General features: G+C 67.3%; 15 protein-coding genes. 9 read left to right on the plus strand and 6 right to left on the minus strand.

The features are described 5' to 3' along the window. Positions 1-66 precede the first annotated feature (66 nt). Genes ABFP37_RS00445 through ABFP37_RS00455 form a run of 3 tightly spaced genes read left to right on the plus strand, consistent with a single transcriptional unit; the run spans position 67 to position 3263 of the window. The gene (locus ABFP37_RS00445; RefSeq protein WP_347032417.1) at positions 67-1404 is read left to right on the plus strand and encodes an AI-2E family transporter; all 1338 of its coding nucleotides are present in this window, start codon (positions 67-69) and stop codon (positions 1402-1404) included. A gap of 3 nt (positions 1405-1407) precedes the next feature. After that, positions 1408-2646, plus strand: a complete 1239-nt coding sequence (gene ilvA / locus ABFP37_RS00450; RefSeq protein ID WP_078030126.1) for a threonine ammonia-lyase — start codon at positions 1408-1410, stop codon at positions 2644-2646. A gap of 8 nt (positions 2647-2654) precedes the next feature. Continuing rightward, complete coding sequence (locus ABFP37_RS00455; protein WP_078030125.1) at positions 2655-3263, plus strand: rhomboid family intramembrane serine protease; 609 nt, start codon at positions 2655-2657, stop codon at positions 3261-3263. 91 nt (positions 3264-3354) lie between these two features. On the opposite strand, the gene greA is transcribed toward ABFP37_RS00455, so the two are convergent. Both greA and ABFP37_RS00465 read right to left on the minus strand, forming a co-directional pair. Beyond that, on the minus strand, positions 3355-3849 hold the full coding sequence (greA, locus tag ABFP37_RS00460; RefSeq protein WP_078030124.1) for a transcription elongation factor GreA: 495 nt from the start codon (positions 3847-3849) through the stop codon (positions 3355-3357). A 169-nt stretch (positions 3850-4018) separates the two neighbouring features. After that, positions 4019-4501 carry a DUF4307 domain-containing protein gene (locus ABFP37_RS00465; protein ID WP_078030123.1) on the minus strand — a complete coding sequence of 161 codons (483 nt, stop codon included), beginning with the start codon at positions 4499-4501 and terminating at the stop codon, positions 4019-4021. Between the two features lie 85 nt (positions 4502-4586). Here ABFP37_RS00465 and mca point away from each other — a divergent pair, with 85 nt between their 5' ends. The 3 genes from mca to ABFP37_RS00480 all read left to right on the plus strand — a co-directional run bounded on the left by mca (position 4587) and on the right by ABFP37_RS00480 (position 8093). Further along, on the plus strand, positions 4587-5492 hold the full coding sequence (gene mca, locus ABFP37_RS00470; protein ID WP_078030122.1) for a mycothiol conjugate amidase Mca: 906 nt from the start codon (positions 4587-4589) through the stop codon (positions 5490-5492). A gap of 95 nt (positions 5493-5587) precedes the next feature. Continuing rightward, the gene (locus tag ABFP37_RS00475) at positions 5588-5866 is read left to right on the plus strand and encodes a hypothetical protein (RefSeq protein ID WP_078030121.1); all 279 of its coding nucleotides are present in this window, start codon (positions 5588-5590) and stop codon (positions 5864-5866) included. Continuing rightward, complete coding sequence (locus ABFP37_RS00480) at positions 5844-8093, plus strand: thioredoxin domain-containing protein (protein ID WP_347032418.1); 2250 nt, start codon at positions 5844-5846, stop codon at positions 8091-8093. The genes ABFP37_RS00475 and ABFP37_RS00480 overlap by 23 nt, the downstream gene beginning before the upstream one ends. Here the strand turns inward: ABFP37_RS00480 and ABFP37_RS00485 are convergent. Continuing rightward, entirely contained in the window at positions 8074-8793 is a 720-nt protein-coding gene (locus tag ABFP37_RS00485) for a hemolysin III family protein (protein WP_347032419.1), read from the minus strand. The two genes, ABFP37_RS00480 and ABFP37_RS00485, sit on opposite strands and share 20 nt — an antisense overlap. A gap of 176 nt (positions 8794-8969) precedes the next feature. Here ABFP37_RS00485 and ABFP37_RS00490 point away from each other — a divergent pair, with 176 nt between their 5' ends. Together ABFP37_RS00490 and ABFP37_RS00495 are read left to right on the plus strand one after the other, a co-directional pair. Further along, positions 8970-9731, plus strand: a complete 762-nt coding sequence (locus tag ABFP37_RS00490; RefSeq protein WP_144275802.1) for an isoprenyl transferase — start codon at positions 8970-8972, stop codon at positions 9729-9731. Positions 9732-10055: 324 nt separating this feature from the next. Then, complete coding sequence (locus ABFP37_RS00495; RefSeq protein ID WP_078030119.1) at positions 10056-11498, plus strand: PhoH family protein; 1443 nt, start codon at positions 10056-10058, stop codon at positions 11496-11498. 205 nt (positions 11499-11703) lie between these two features. Here the strand turns inward: ABFP37_RS00495 and ABFP37_RS00500 are convergent, their stop codons facing one another. The 3 genes from ABFP37_RS00500 to ABFP37_RS00510 are packed head-to-tail and all read right to left on the minus strand — an operon-like array spanning position 11704 to position 13762. Continuing rightward, positions 11704-12348 (minus strand): GNAT family protein, encoded by a 645-nt coding sequence (locus ABFP37_RS00500; protein ID WP_078030118.1) that lies wholly within the window; start codon positions 12346-12348, stop codon positions 11704-11706. Between the two features lie 28 nt (positions 12349-12376). Next, positions 12377-12928, minus strand: a complete 552-nt coding sequence (locus ABFP37_RS00505) for a hypothetical protein (protein WP_260680814.1) — start codon at positions 12926-12928, stop codon at positions 12377-12379. 42 nt (positions 12929-12970) lie between these two features. Continuing rightward, a complete protein-coding gene (locus tag ABFP37_RS00510) occupies positions 12971-13762 on the minus strand; it encodes a hypothetical protein (protein WP_347032420.1) in 792 nt (263 codons plus the stop codon). A 58-nt stretch (positions 13763-13820) separates the two neighbouring features. On the opposite strand from ABFP37_RS00510, the gene ABFP37_RS00515 reads away from it, so the two are divergent. Further along, entirely contained in the window at positions 13821-14444 is a 624-nt protein-coding gene (locus ABFP37_RS00515) for an A24 family peptidase (protein ID WP_347032421.1), read from the plus strand. Positions 14445-14457: the final 13 nt, after the last annotated feature.

The raw sequence follows: 14457 nt of genomic DNA on the forward strand, positions 1-14457 counted from the left end.
AACCTGGGCCCGGTATTCCGCGACGCCCCGTTTCCCATTGCCGCAAGGCTAGGGAATTATTGGGCTATGACGCCAGCCAAGGACGCCACACCCGAAGAATTCCCCAGCGCAACGAGAGTGCCGCCGCCCGCCGGACCGGTGCAGCCGGCCAGATCAGACCGGGACCTGGAGGAGGACATTCCCTACGGCGTCCGCATCGCGGCCGCCTGGGCGTGGCGCCTTGGACTGATCCTGCTGATCAGCGCTGCCCTCATATGGCTGCTCGCCAAAGTCACCTTCCTCATTATTCCTGTCATGGTGGCAGCCCTGCTGGCCGGCCTGCTCAGCCCGGTAACAAAGTGGCTGCGGAAGCGGCGCCTTCCGAACGGCCTGGCCGTCGCTGCGACGGTCCTGGGCTTCGTCGGACTGATCGCCGGATCGCTGGCACTCGTCGGGCGGCAGCTGGCGCTGGGCTTCCAGGAGCTGTGGACTGAAGCGCTGACCGGCGTCCAGCAAGTCCAGGACTGGCTCGCGGAGGGGCCGCTGCACCTCACCGCCGCACAGATCGACAAATACATCGAGGAAGCGACGGCTGCGCTGCAGAACAACAGCAGCAGCATCCTGAGCGGCGCGCTCTCCTTCGGCAGCACCGCCGGACACTTTGCGGCCGGACTGGTGCTGGCGCTCTTCATCCTGATCTTCTTCCTCCTTGAAGGCGACCGCATCTGGGGCTTCCTGGTCCGCCTCCTGCCCAGGCGGGCGCGGATCCCCGCCGACGGAGCCGGCCGGCGCGGATGGGCGTCGATGGTCAGCTACGCCCGGATCCAGATGTTCGTGGCCTTCGTCGATGCCTTGGGCATCGGAGTGGGCGCGGCCATCCTCGGCGTCCCCCTGGCACTGCCCCTGGGTGTGCTCGTCTTCATCGGCTCGTTCATTCCGGTGGTCGGTGCGCTCGTGACGGGCGCCATCGCGGTGCTGCTGGCACTGGTCTCCAACGGCCCCGTGAACGCGCTGATCATGCTCGGGATCGTCCTGCTGGTCCAGCAGCTCGAAAGCCACATTCTCCAGCCGCTGGTGATGGGCAAGGCCGTCGCGCTGCATCCCGTGGCCGTGATCCTGTCCGTCGCCGCCGGCTCCTATCTCGCTGGAATCCCGGGCGCGCTGTTCTCCGTTCCCATCCTGGCCGTAGCAAACTCGGCGATTCGCTATATTGCCGGCAGAACGTGGGAACATGAACTTGTGCCGGCTGCCGCGGATGGCAGTGCCATTGCAGGTTCTGCCGGTGCCGGGCTGGACAACACGTTCAGGGAAGTCCGGCTGCCGGGTGCGCATCCCGGCCACGGTAAAGATGCCGATCGTATAACGGGGGCTCCGGGCAGCACTGCCGCTCCGGGCTCCGACGTCGAATCCCCCAAAGGAGAATAGTTCGTGAACACCCCTGAAAGCCTTCCCGTCACGCTGGACGATGTCCTTGAGGCGCAGAAGCTGCTTGACGGGATTATTACCCGGACACCGGTGGAATCGTCCAGGGCCCTGGGCGGCATGGTAGGCGGGGACGTCTTCTTCAAGTGCGAGAACCTCCAGCGCGCGGGTTCCTTCAAGGTGCGCGGTGCCTATGTCCGGATGGCGCGGCTTTCCGAGGCTGACAAGAAGCGCGGAGTGGTGGCAGCCTCGGCCGGCAACCACGCCCAGGGAGTGGCCGTCGCGGCCAAGAGCCTGGGGATCAAGGCGCGGATCTACATGCCGCTCGGCGTGGCCCTCCCCAAGCTCGCCGCCACCCGCAGCCACGGCGCGGAGGTTGTTCTTCACGGTCACAACGTGGACGAGGCACTCGCGGAGGCCCAGCGCTACGCGGACGAGACCGGCGCCGTCTTCGTCCACCCGTTCGACAACGTGGACGTCGTGGCCGGCCAGGGAACGGTGGGCCTTGAAATCCTCGAACAGATCCCCGACGTCGACACCGTCCTCATGGGCGTCGGCGGCGGCGGCCTGCTGGCCGGCGTGGCCGTCGCCATCAAGGCCAGGGCCAAGGAGCTGGGCCGGGAAATCCGGATCATCGGCGTCCAGGCCGAAAACGCCGCCGCGTACCCGCCGTCGCTCGCCGCTGACGCGCTCGTGCCGCTGAAAAAGGTTTCCACCATGGCCGACGGCATCGCCGTCGGCCGTCCCGGGCAGCTGCCGTTCAGCATCATCCGCGAACTTGTCGATGACGTGGTCACGGTCAGCGAGGATTCGCTCGCCAGGGCACTCATCTTCCTGCTGGAGCGGGCCAAGATGGTGGTTGAGCCTGCCGGTGCCGTAGGCGTCGCCGCGCTCATGGACGGCAAGATCGAAAACCCCGGAACGACGGCGGTGGTCCTGTCCGGCGGCAACATCGACCCCATGCTGATGCTCAAGGTCATTCAGCGCGGCCTGTCCGCCGCCGGCCGCTACATGACCGTTCGCATGATGCTCGATGACCGCCCGGGTTCGCTGGCCACCATCGCCCGGATCATTGCCGAGAACGACGCCAACGTGACCGGCCTTGACCACACGCGGGTGGGCGGTTCCATCAGCATGGGAGACGTCTCCATCACCGTGAACCTGGAAACCAAGGGCCACGAGCACTGCGAACAGGTCCTGGGCGCTCTCCGTGCCGAGGGCTTCCAGCCGATCGTGGTGCACTAGGAGCCGGCATGCTGGACACCCCGGGAGACGCTCCGGCAACGCGGGAAACCCCCGCGGCCCGGGCCAAGGGCGGGCTGCTGGTGGTCGGGTCCTTCGTGGTGCTGCTGTTCGCCATTGAGCTGGTGAACATGGTGACGCTGCACGCCCTGAACGGAGTGTTCGGCCTCAGGCCGCGCAGCGCCGACGGCGTCCTGGACATTTTCACGTTCCCGCTGCTGCACGCAAACCTGAACCATGTCCTCTCCAACGCGCTTCCCCTGATCATCTTCGGATTCCTGGTCTTCATGTCCGGGCTGCGCGTCTTCCTCACCGCGGTGGCCTGCAGCTGGCTGGGTTCCGGCGCCGCCGTCTGGCTGATCGGCACCGGGGGAGTCACGGTGGGCGCCTCCGGCCTGGTCTTCGGCCTGTTCGCGTTCCTGCTGGTGCGCGGATTCTTCAACCGCAACTGGTGGCAGATTCTGCTGTCCGTGGTGCTATTCATGGCGTACGGCAGCATCCTCTTCGGGCTGATTCCCAGCGTGGCAGGCTACGTTTCCTGGCAGGCGCACCTCGGCGGCGCCGTCGGAGGCGTCCTCGCTGCCCTGGTGCTGAAGGCGCGGGTTGCTGCCCGCCGCTAACAAGGGTTAAACGGCGACGCCGGCCGTCCCCGCGGAAGGGAGGCCGGCGTCGTGCGTTATTCAGTACCGCCGCAAGTGGCGGGAGAAATGCTTAACCCGCGTACGGCTTGGCGGACAGGATCTCCACGGTGATCTCCTTGCCGTTGGGGGCGGTGTAGCTGAGCTTATCGCCCTCCTTGTGTCCCACGATGGCGGCGCCAAGCGGGGACTTCTCGCTGAAGACGTCGAGATCGGAGTCCCCGGCGATTTCGCGTGAGCCGAGCAGGAAGGTTTCTTCGTCGCCGGCGATCCGGGCAACGACGATCATGCCTGGCTCCACGATTCCGTCATCAGCGGGGGCCTCGCCGACGTGGGCGTCACGGAGCAGGGCGGTGAGCTGGCGGATGCGGGCCTCGATCTTGCCCTGTTCCTCCTTGGCCGCGTGGTAACCGCCGTTTTCCTTGAGGTCTCCCTCTTGGCGCGCAGCTTCGATTTTCTGGACGATTTCCGCCCGGCCGGCGCTGGAAAGGTGGTCCAGCTCTGCCTTCAGGCGGTCAAAAGCTTCCTGGGTAAGCCAAGCTGCAGGCGCGCTGTTGGTGGTAGACACGGACTTCTCCTCTAGTGGTCAAAACAAGCAGTCATACAAGCAAAGACCCCGCCACGGTGGCCACTTGTGGAACTCAGTAACCAACTCAGCGGGGTAAAGGTATTGATCCATTGTAGTCAATCCTGTGGACAAAACCCAACGACCGAGCGGCGTGGGTCACATACCTTCCCTACTTTGCCGCGTCCTTCGCGGCGTCCGGGATCCAGCAGTTGTCCACGACTCCGGACACGGCCTGCGATTCGGTGCGCAGGACGGCGCGCTGGGCCACGGTGCGGCCGCCGTCGGCGCCCTGGTCCTGCTGCGAGTCCGGCTGCACCGGCGGAATGTCAACCACCTTCCAGCCGACCACGGCGAACTTGGAATCGAGGGCCTTGACAGCGCACTTCACCGCAGTGCCGGGTTCCCGAATGACCTGGAAGTCCACCTCGGCCTTCGTGGCATCAACTGTGCTGTAGCCGATGTCCTTGAACGTGACGGACGACGTCGCCGAGGACGTGGACACCCATGCCAGGAAACCGATCCCGGCCGCCAGGGCGGCAACTCCCGCCCAGCGTTTGGCTTTTGCGGACAGCCCGCGCTTTGGACCGCCATAGCGATTGGCTAGGCTAATGTCTGCAGGCTGGGGAGCGCCCGACTTGTCCTCGGTAGTCACCACTCCAGTTTAGTGGTGATCCGCAGGGGAATTATCCGGCCACAGACACCGCAGCCGGCAACCGTAGAAAGAGGAGCAGTCCCCGATGACAGCGTCCACCAGCCAGTCACCTTCGCTTCGCCTTTTGGCCGTCCATGCGCACCCTGACGATGAATCCAGCAAGGGCGCAGCGACCATGGCCATGTACGCGGCCAACGGAGTGGACGTCATGGTTGCGACCTGCACGGACGGCTCCCGCGGCGACATCCAGAATCCGGCGATGGAGGGCGAACCGCACCCGAAGCGGGACATGGCCGGCGCCCGCAGGCTCGAAATGAACCGGGCCGCCCGGATCCTGGGCGTCCGGCAGCGTTGGCTTGGCTTTGTGGATTCCGGGTTGCCTGAAGGCGATCCGCTTCCGCCGCTGCCCGCCGGGTCCTTTGCCCTGCAGCCGCTGGAACGCGCCGCCGCGCCCCTGGTGCGGCTGGTCCGTGACTTCAAGCCGCACGTGATTGTCAGCTACGACGAAAACGGCGGCTACCCGCATCCGGACCACATCATGGCCCACCGTGTGGCCGTGGAAGCCTTCGACGCGGCGGGGGATCCGGCGAGGTATCCGGGCACCGGGGAGGCCTGGGCGCCCAGCAAGCTGTACTACGACCGCGCCTTCAGCCCCGACCGGTTCCGCGCCCTGCACTTCGCCCTCGAGGAGGCGGGCCTCCAATCGCCCTATGCCGAGCGCCTGGCAGCGTGGCTCGAGACGGATGCCGAGGGGCACACCCCGCCCCGGCCGGCCCACGAGACCACGACGCAGGTGGACTGCGGCGACTACTTCGAAGCACGCGATGACGCCCTTCGCGCCCACCGCACGCAGGTGGACCCGCTGGGGTTCTTTTTCGCGGTGTCTGCCGATATGCAGCGGCGCGCGTGGCCGTGGGAGGACTACACCCTCGTCCGGTCCCTGGTGCCCGCCGAACTCCCCGAGAAGGACCTGTTCGCGGGGCTAAGATAGAGACAAGAGATCATTTCTATCCCGTGTAGAAAAGTGCGGGGTAACAACCAACAAGGCCAGGCGTCTCGCGCCCGGCTCCTGAGAAGGTTCCAACAGTGCACCACTTGCTCATCGCCCTGGCTTCGTCCCCGGCACCCTCGCCGTCGCTGCGCCCCGGCGTCACCGAGGACCAGGTGACCCCCGGCCTCCTCGGATTCCTGCTGACGGCGTTCATCGTGGTGCTCACGGCGCTGCTGATCGTGGACATGGTGCGGCGCATCCGGCGCGTGCGTTACCGCGCCCAGGTGGAGGAAGATCGCATGGCAGCGGCCGAAGCCGCCGACATCGCCCACGACGACGCCGCCAACGGCAATGCAGGCCGACAAGACACCTGACCCCGGCACGGGTGACAACGGCCGGGGAACCGGCCAGCCCGGGGAATCCCGGCCGCCCGTGGAAGCCCGGCGGCAGGGACACAACGCGCTGGGCGGGGAACCGTCGGCCTACCTGCGCCAGCACGCCCACAACCCCGTGCACTGGCAGCCGTTCGGCGACCAGGCCTTTGCTGCCGCCGCCGCCCGGGATGTCCCGGTGTTCCTCTCCGTGGGCTACGCCGCCTGCCACTGGTGCCACGTCATGGCCCACGAATCCTTCGAGGACGACGCAACCGCCGAATACCTGAACAGCCACTTTGTCGCGGTCAAGGTGGACCGGGAGGAGCGTCCTGACGTCGACGCCGTGTACATGACCGCCACGCAGGCGATCAGCGGCCAGGGCGGCTGGCCCATGTCCGTGTTCCTGACCCCCGATGGCCTTGCGTTCCACGCCGGAACGTACTTTCCGCCCCGGCCCATGCCCGGCCGCCCGTCGTTCCGCCAGGTGCTCGAGGCCGTGCACGACGCCTGGACCGAACGCCGGGACGCGGTGGAGGAGAACGCCCGCTCACTCGCGCGCAACATGGGCGACGCCCAATTGTCCGCCGCGGTGGACCTGTCCGGGCCGCCCGAGCTGATCGACGCCGGCGTGTTGCCCGCCGCCGTCCGCTCGCTGGCCGCCGAGGAGGATTCCGACGGCGGATTCGGCAACGCCCCCAAGTTCCCGCCGTCGGCCGTACTGGAGTTCCTGATCAGGCACGCGGCAGTCCCCTCGGAAACAGCAGGGGAGGCTCGGGACATGGCGGGCCGCACCCTCGCGGCCATGGCCCGGTCGGCGCTCTTCGACCAGCTCGACGGCGGGTTCGCCCGGTATTCCGTGACCCGGGACTGGTCCGTTCCCCATTTCGAGAAAATGCTCTACGACAACGCGCAGCTGCTCAGGGTCTATGTGCACTGGATCCGGCTGGGCGGAACCGCAGGTTTCCCCGCGGCCGAGGCGGCCGACGTCGCCGGGCGCACCGCCGACTGGATGCTGGCGTCGCTGGGGCTGCCGTCCGCAAACGGCCGCACGGCAGACGCCGGATGCGTTGCCCTGGCGTCCTCGCTGGATGCTGATTCGGTGGTGAACGGGGAACACCACGAAGGCGCCAGCTACCTGTGGACACCCGGTGGCCTGGAGCAGGTGCTCGGCGCCGCCGATGCTGCCGCCGTCGCCGGGATGATGAATGTCGGCGCCTCCGGAACCGTTTCCGACCTCGGCTCGCCGCTGCATCCCGGCCGGGCGCTGTCCGGAGAGGAAGCAGAGGCCTGGGCACGCGCGCGGCCACGGCTTCTGGCGTCCAGGGCGACCCGTCCGCAGCCAGCCCGGGACGACAAAGTGGTGGCCGGATGGAACGGCCTGGCCGTGGCGGCACTCGCCGAAGCCGGAGCGGTCCTGGGCCGCCCGGAGCTCGTAGCTGCAGCGGTGCGCATCGCGGACTACCTGGAACAGGTCCACTGGCGGGCATCGGCCGGGAACCCCGCGGACGGGGAACTGCTACGCGTTTCGCATGACGCTGTGGCCCGGGGGATCGGCGGCCTGCTCGAGGACTACGCGTTCTGCGCGGACGGATTCCTGGCGCTTTACTCTGTCACGGGAGATGCCCGCTGGTACGGACTGTCCGAAGCGGTGATTTCCGCAGCCTGCAGGCGCTTCGTGGCCGGCGGCAGGCTCACGGATTCCGCCGGGGAATCAGGACAGGTTTCCAACGCCCAAGGCGGGCAGCCGGGACTGGACCCCTTTGATAACGCAACGCCCAGCGGTGCTGCAGCCTTCGCCGGGGTTTTGCTGGGCTATGCCGCCCTGTCGGGGTCCGCCGAACACCGGGTCATGGCCGGAAACATCCTGTCGCTCGTGCGTCCGCTCGCAGCACGCGCGCCCCGCGTGGCCGGCTGGCTGCTGGCCACCGCGCAGGCGGCGCTGGCGGGCCCGGTGGAGGCCGCCGTCGTCGGTCCTTCCGGTCCCGAAAGGGACTCGCTTCACCGGGCGTTGCTGCTGGCCCCGAGCCCCGGACTGGTGGTGGCGGTATCCGGCGGCCGTCCGGCTGCAGATGCCCCTGGGCAGCCGGAGGCTGTGCCGTTGCTGCGGGGCAGGACGGCCGGCGCCGACGGGGCGCCGCTGGTGTATGTGTGCCGCGACATGGTCTGCGACATGCCGGTGGCAACCGTATCCGACGTGCTGGAACGGATCAGCTCAGCACCGCGATGACAATCGCCACGAAGTGGGCTGCGAAGGCGAGCACGGTGAAGGCATGGAACAGTTCGTGGAAGCCGAAGTGCTCGTAGCTGATGTTCGGTTTCTTGAGCGCATAGAACACGGCGCCGGCGATGTACAGCGCTCCGCCGATGCAGATGAGCAGGGCGGCAGGGACGCTTGCGGCGAAGAAATCAGGCAGGTAGAAGAGCGAACCGCAGCCAAGGGCAATGTAAATGGGGACGTAGAGCCAGCGGGGCGCATTGGTCCACAGGAGCCGGAACAGCACCCCCAGGATGGCGCCGGACCAGATCAGCCACAGCAGCAGCACCGCGGTGGGCCTCTCAAGAAGGCTCCAGGCCAGCGGGGTGTAGCTGCCGGCGATCACGAGCATGATGTTGGTGTGGTCCAGGCGCTTGAGGACGATCTTCACGCCGGGGGACCAGTTGCCGCGGTGGTAGACGGCGCTGATGCCGAACAGCAGGACGCCCGTGAGGGCGTAAATGGCGGACGTGAGTTTGCGGTCCGGCGTGGGTGCCAGAACAACCAGGATGATCCCCGCGGCGAGGGCCAGCGGCGCGGTGACCGTGTGGATCCAGCCCCGCCACTTGGGCTTGATCATCAGCAGTTCGGCAATGCGGACCGCGGCGCCGTCCACGGCGCTCGGCTGTGGTTCCGTGGCGCCGGAGCTTCCGTCGGGGGCGTTGCTCTTCATGTCTCCAGAATAACCTACGCTCCAGTAAGTTACTCGCTGGTAACATTTCGCCGGGCGGTGGCAGCGCCCCGAAACGGCGCCGGCGGGGCCGATGTGTGCACGCGGCCGCTTCGTCCGGGCGGTAGCCTAGGATTTGCATTGAAGTCATTGAGCCAGGAAGTCAGGTGAATCTCCGGATGGAATTGCCCGGGTTCCTCTATGGCTTCTATGAACGCAAGCTGCTCCGCTCGCTGGAACCGGAACGCATTCCCAGGCACATCGGCGTCATGGTGGACGGCAACCGGCGCTGGGCCCGGCAGTTCAACGCGCCCACCAGCCAGGGGCACCAGGCCGGCGCGGACAAGATCCACGAATTCCTCGGCTGGTGCCAGGAACTCGGGGTCAGGGTGGTCACCCTCTACATGCTGTCCACGGACAACATGAACCGCTCGGGCGAAGAACTGGACCTGCTCATGGGGATCATCGCGAACACGCTGGACCGCCTGGACGAGGACGCCGACATCTCGGTCCATGCCATGGGCGCGCCGGAACTCCTGCCTGACTACCTGGCCGAGCGGCTCACCTCGTTGACGGCCCGGACGCCGGTGCGCGAGAGGCTCCACGTCAACGTGGCAGTCGGCTACGGCGGCCGCCGCGAAATCGTGGACGCCGTGCGCGAGCTGCTGCATGATGCCGTGGCACGCAAGGCGGATATCGGCGAGCTCGCCGACAACCTGTCGGTGGACGACATTTCCCGGTTCCTGTACACGCGGGGCCAGCCGGACCCGGACCTTGTGATTAGGACCTCCGGCGAGCAGCGCCTGTCAGGGTTCCTCATGTGGCAGAGCGCCTACAGCGAGTTCTACTTCTGCGAGGCGCTCTGGCCGGCGTTCCGGAAGGTCGATTTCCTCCGCGCGCTGCGCGACTACGCCGGCCGGCAGCGGCGGTTCGGGACCTAGTCTCCCGCCGGGGCCTGACTTCCGCCTGAACTTCTCCCGCCGGAACCTCCTCTGCGGGGTCGGCCGTGCCCGCGGGGCGCCGCAGGGCGCGCCGTTAATCTCGAATTCACATGACGGCAACAGGAATCGCCGGACGAAGGCTTTGGAAATTAGTTCGGGGAGATTTACGTTAAAACCATCAGCAGGCAAACCGCCGGCTGATCGGGGAGGCCAGTACATGGAGCGAATCATCGCACCGGTTGTATGGGAGGCCGAGCCCGGCCTCCAGGCCGAGCCGCCTCACCAATAACAATTCCGGGCACGCGCCCCGGGGCTGGAGTCGATGTGGCTATTTCTGAACAACTGCCCGAAGTCATCACGGACCAGGGTGAGAAGGCTACCTCTCGCGCCAAGCGAGCTATTTCAAAGACCGGTGCGGCCACGAAAGACGCCGTAGCCGGTCTTGCTGTTTCCGGCCCAAGGTCTGAATCCCAGCCTGCCGTCTCCACCTTTGTCATTGATACCTCGGTGTTGCTCTCCGACCCCCGCGCGCTGCTGCGCTTTGCAGAGCACGAGGTCATTGTGCCCATCGTGGTGATCACCGAACTTGAAGGAAAGCGGCACGACCCCGAACTGGGGTACTTCGCCCGCAAGGCCCTCCGGCTCCTTGATGACCTGCGCATCCAACACGGCGGGCTCAACCGGCCCATTCCGCTGGGAGACGCCGGCGGCACCCTCATGATCGAGATGAACCACATCTCGGCGGAGGTGCTCCCGGCAGGATTCCGGGCCGGCGACAATGACAGCCGCATCCTGGCCGTGGCCAAGAACCTCTCCAACGAGGGCCGCAACGTCACCGTGGTGTCCAAGGACCTTCCCATGCGGGTCAAGGCCTCAGCCATGGGCCTGCTGGCGGACGAATACCGCAACGAGCTCGTCAAGGACTCCGGCTGGACCGGCGTCGCCGAAATCGACGCCAGCGAGGAGGAGATCTCAACGCTCTACGGCCACGAGCCGGTCTTCATCCCGGCAGCCGCCGAGATGCCCGTCAACACAGGACTGGTGCTGCTCTCCAACCGGGGATCCGCACTGGGGCGCGTCGGCGCCGACAAGCAGGTCCGCCTGGTCAAGGGAGACCGCGATGTCTTCGGCCTTCATGGGCGCTCCGCCGAACAGCGGCTCGCCATTGATCTGCTGATGGACCCGGCTGTCGGCATCGTGTCCATGGGCGGACGGGCGGGCACCGGCAAGTCGGCCCTGGCCCTGTGTGCCGGGCTGGAGGCCGTGCTGGAACGGCGCGAACACCGCAAGGTGATCGTCTTCCGCCCGCTCTACGCCGTCGGCGGCCAGGAGCTGGGCTATTTGCCGGGCTCGGAGTCGGAAAAGATGAATCCCTGGGCGCAGGCCGTCTTCGACACCCTGGGCGCGCTGGTGAGCCAGGAAGTCGTGGAAGAGGTCATGGACCGCGGCATGCTGGAGGTCATGCCGCTGACCCACATCCGCGGCCGCTCCCTGCACGACGCCTTCGTGATCGTTGACGAGGCGCAGTCCCTCGAAAAGAACGTCCTGCTCACCGTCATGAGCCGCATCGGGCAAAACTCGAAGATCGTCCTCACCCATGACGTCGCCCAGCGCGACAACCTCCGTGTCGGACGGCACGACGGCGTCGCCGCCGTCGTGGAGACCCTCAAGGGCCACCCGCTCTTCGGCCATATCACCCTCACCCGGTCCGAGCGCTCGCCGATCGCCGCACTGGTGACGGAGCTGCTGGAAGGGGCGGAGATCTAGTCTGAGTGTCGGCAGCCGCGCGGGGTCACCTCCGCGCGGCTGTCGCGTCCCGCCGTCGCTTAGACACCTCCCGCCGCTCCGCTCCGGTCGCTGGGCGACCTCCGCTTCGCTTTGGTCGGCGATGCGCTCCTTTGCGGAACACCACAGCCGCGCTAGTGGGGAAGCGCTGGTTGAGCTTGTCGAAACCCAGGTGCCCGGCCGCTGGTTAGAGCCCCAGGAATCTGGCTGTGGGCTCGTGGCCTTCCACCTTCAGCTGCCAGTCGGGGCGATGGAGGGTTTCCGGGGTCAGGCGGACGCGCTGCACTGACTCCCGCTTGCCGCCCCAGGACATGCGGGTCACGCCGTTGAGTTCGTAGCCCAGGGACCGCGACACGCCCAAGGACTGGGCATTCCAGGCCGCTGCCTCGGACTCCGCCACTTCCGCCTTGAGCCAGTCAAACGCGTAAAGCGCGACGGCGGCGCGCATCTCCTTGCCGAACCCCTGGCCGTGCGCGCTTGACCTCAGCCATGATCCGGTGGTTACGGTCCGAAGCGTGGCGAAATCCTTGGCGTCCATGTCCTGGCAGCCGATGAACGTGTCCCCGTGCCAGATGCCCAGGATGAGCGTCCAGGCCTCCGGCGAGGTGTTGGCCCGGCACCGCCAGTACCACCGGGCCATGTTGGGCCCCAGATCGCCGGCGGCGGCCTCGGCCCACGGTGTGCTGAACGGGCTGCGGCCGCGTTCGTGGATGCCGCTGGCCGCTGCTTCCACCGCAGAGGGAATGTCGTCGTCACGGAGCGGGCGCAGCGTCAGCCGGGGCGTCGTCAGGGTGAGGGCGAACGGAGGCCACACGGAGAACAGCTCAGTCATTTCGGAAGCCTAGCCGATGGCCGGGCTGCTAGCTGCCGGTGTGGTGTGAAACGCCCAGGGACAGCCGGATGCCGTCCGCGTTCTTCAGGACCAGGGCGATGGCCTTGTTCGGAAGTTCGAAGACCATGGTGGCGTCGAGCGACTCGCCCTGGCGAATCTCCGCCTTGGAGGGGGACACCCACAGCGGCCGCAGGTCGCTGCCGCCGAGGCCGCTGACGACGAACCCGGACGTATCCAGCCGGATTCCGCCGGCTTCCAGTGCCGTGAACCGGACCAGCACGCGGACCCGGTGTGTACCCGCGGACGGTCCTTCTTCCAGGACCTGCACGTGCTCGGGCGGCAGCCAGCCGTCATCCTCCAAGGGAACGATTCCGTTGATCCTCGCCGTTCCGCCGGGGACCGTGGCACTCGCCCCGAGGGGCACGCTGGCCTCCGGCTTGGCGTTGAGGAACAGATAGCCGAGAACCAGGCCCAGGGCGCACACGAGGGCAAGGGGGATCACCATCAACCGGCGGCGCCTGTTTCGCGGCGTGGCCAATTCAGTGCCTTCTGTCGATTCTTCCGGGGCAATCGTGGACATGGCTCGAGTCTGCACGGGCCAGGTTGGGAAAACCCTGTGTCCTCAGGCAGGGTTGGGCCGCAGCGGCCACTGGATGTGGGCGCGCACATCCGTGAGGTTCATCGGCTCGGCCACGAAGAGATCATCCAGCATGTACTCGTCCACAGCCAGGATGCGGATCCAATGCCCGCCATGCCGCGATTCGGCGTCGAGGGGTTCGCTGGCCACGCAGACCCCGGTTCCGGCGTCAATCCGGATCCGGGTCCGGCCGGGACCCAGCAGCGGGGCCCCGGGATCGAGAGGACGGTAGCCGGGGTTGGGGGAAACCACTGCTTCCAGCGTCGGCCGCCCCTCGTGGTCCACGTCATGCGCCGGCTCGAGTATCTCCACCGCGTTGGCGTTGGGGAACTCCAGCGGCACGGGCGCGTTGCCTGCCAGTTCCACGGGGTCGAGGGCGGCCGCGAAGCGGCCGTTTCCGAACGACGGTTCCCCGTAAGCAGCCTCCGGGCGGCGCCTGACCAGCCCGCCGTCGTCGTACACCGGGGTGACCAGGTGGGCGGGAAGCAGCCACGACCGCCTGGTGGCGCTGATGTACAGGCCGTCACGTGAATCGTTGATGCCCGTGGTGCTGTTCAGCAGGATACCGTCGGCGGACTCGAGGCGAAGTGCGCCGGGGCGCCGCAGCCAGGCGCGCACCGGGCCGGGGCCGCTGACGGCCGAATCGGAGTATTCGAAGCGGAGGGACTGCCATTTCCACGGGGACGACCGGCAGAGGTTCCGGAAGGATGCGGCCGAATCCGCGGGCGTGGCGGCCCCGCCGTGTTCCTGCCGGTGCTTGGCATCCCAGGTCCCCATATCCACAGTTTACGCGCGGGCCCAGCAGCGGCCGGGGCAAATCCAGTAGCATCCGAGAGTGATCCAACGACTTGGCGAACTCTGGGAAGCAGTTCCGTTCGCATTCTGGCTGGTGCTGGCGGCGTGCGCCTATTTTGTGGTGATGGCCGTGAGGCTCACGGTGATCGATGTGCGGCACCATCTCCTGCCGAACCGGATCGTCTTTCCGTCGTACGCCGTTGCCGGCGTGTTGCTGCTGGGCGCCGTGGCCAGCCTGGCGGCGTGGGCGCCGGCCGGTGCCGGCTTGCCCGACGGCGGGGCTCAGCTGTTCGGGGTTCCCGCGCTGAGGATCGTGGCCGGTGGGGCCGTTCTGTGGCTTTTCTATTTTCTCCTGCGGATGGTCTACCCGCCGGGTATGGGGTTCGGCGACGTCAAACTGGCGGGAGTGCTGGGCATGTATCTGGGCTATCTGGGGTGGCCGCACGTCTTCGCCGGCACGTTCGCCGCGTTCCTGCTCGGCGGCATGTGGAGCATCGGACTGCTGGCGCTCCGGCGCGGAACGCTGAAGTCGGCCATCCCGTTCGGGCCGTTCATGCTCGCCGGTGCCGCGGGGCCATTGTGGCGGCGGCGGGCCTGCGCGGCCCCAAAGGCGGGGGCGCCCCCCCCCCCTGGGTGGCGGCGCCCCTGCTTTTGCTGCGGCTGACTTCCCGAACCCG

Source organism: Burkholderia sp. RS01, from assembly GCF_039748055.1.
Taxonomy (GTDB): domain Bacteria; phylum Actinomycetota; class Actinomycetes; order Actinomycetales; family Micrococcaceae; genus Arthrobacter.

Excerpts from the sequence above, each read along its gene's own strand:
- ABFP37_RS00445 (WP_347032417.1), top strand. The coding sequence starts at position 67 with ATGACGCCAGCCAAGGACGCCACACCCGAAGAATTCCCCAGCGCAACG.
- ABFP37_RS00490 (WP_144275802.1), top strand. The coding sequence starts at position 8,970 with ATGGAATTGCCCGGGTTCCTCTATGGCTTCTATGAACGCAAGCTGCTC.
- ABFP37_RS00505 (WP_260680814.1), bottom strand. The coding sequence starts at position 12,928 with ATGTCCACGATTGCCCCGGAAGAATCGACAGAAGGCACTGAATTGGCC.
- ABFP37_RS00500 (WP_078030118.1), bottom strand. The coding sequence starts at position 12,348 with ATGACTGAGCTGTTCTCCGTGTGGCCTCCGTTCGCCCTCACCCTGACG.
- ABFP37_RS00510 (WP_347032420.1), bottom strand. The coding sequence starts at position 13,762 with ATGGGGACCTGGGATGCCAAGCACCGGCAGGAACACGGCGGGGCCGCC.
- ABFP37_RS00455 (WP_078030125.1), top strand. The coding sequence starts at position 2,655 with ATGCTGGACACCCCGGGAGACGCTCCGGCAACGCGGGAAACCCCCGCG.
- ABFP37_RS00480 (WP_347032418.1), top strand. The coding sequence starts at position 5,844 with ATGCAGGCCGACAAGACACCTGACCCCGGCACGGGTGACAACGGCCGG.
- ABFP37_RS00485 (WP_347032419.1), bottom strand. The coding sequence starts at position 8,793 with ATGAAGAGCAACGCCCCCGACGGAAGCTCCGGCGCCACGGAACCACAG.
- mca (WP_078030122.1), top strand. The coding sequence starts at position 4,587 with ATGACAGCGTCCACCAGCCAGTCACCTTCGCTTCGCCTTTTGGCCGTC.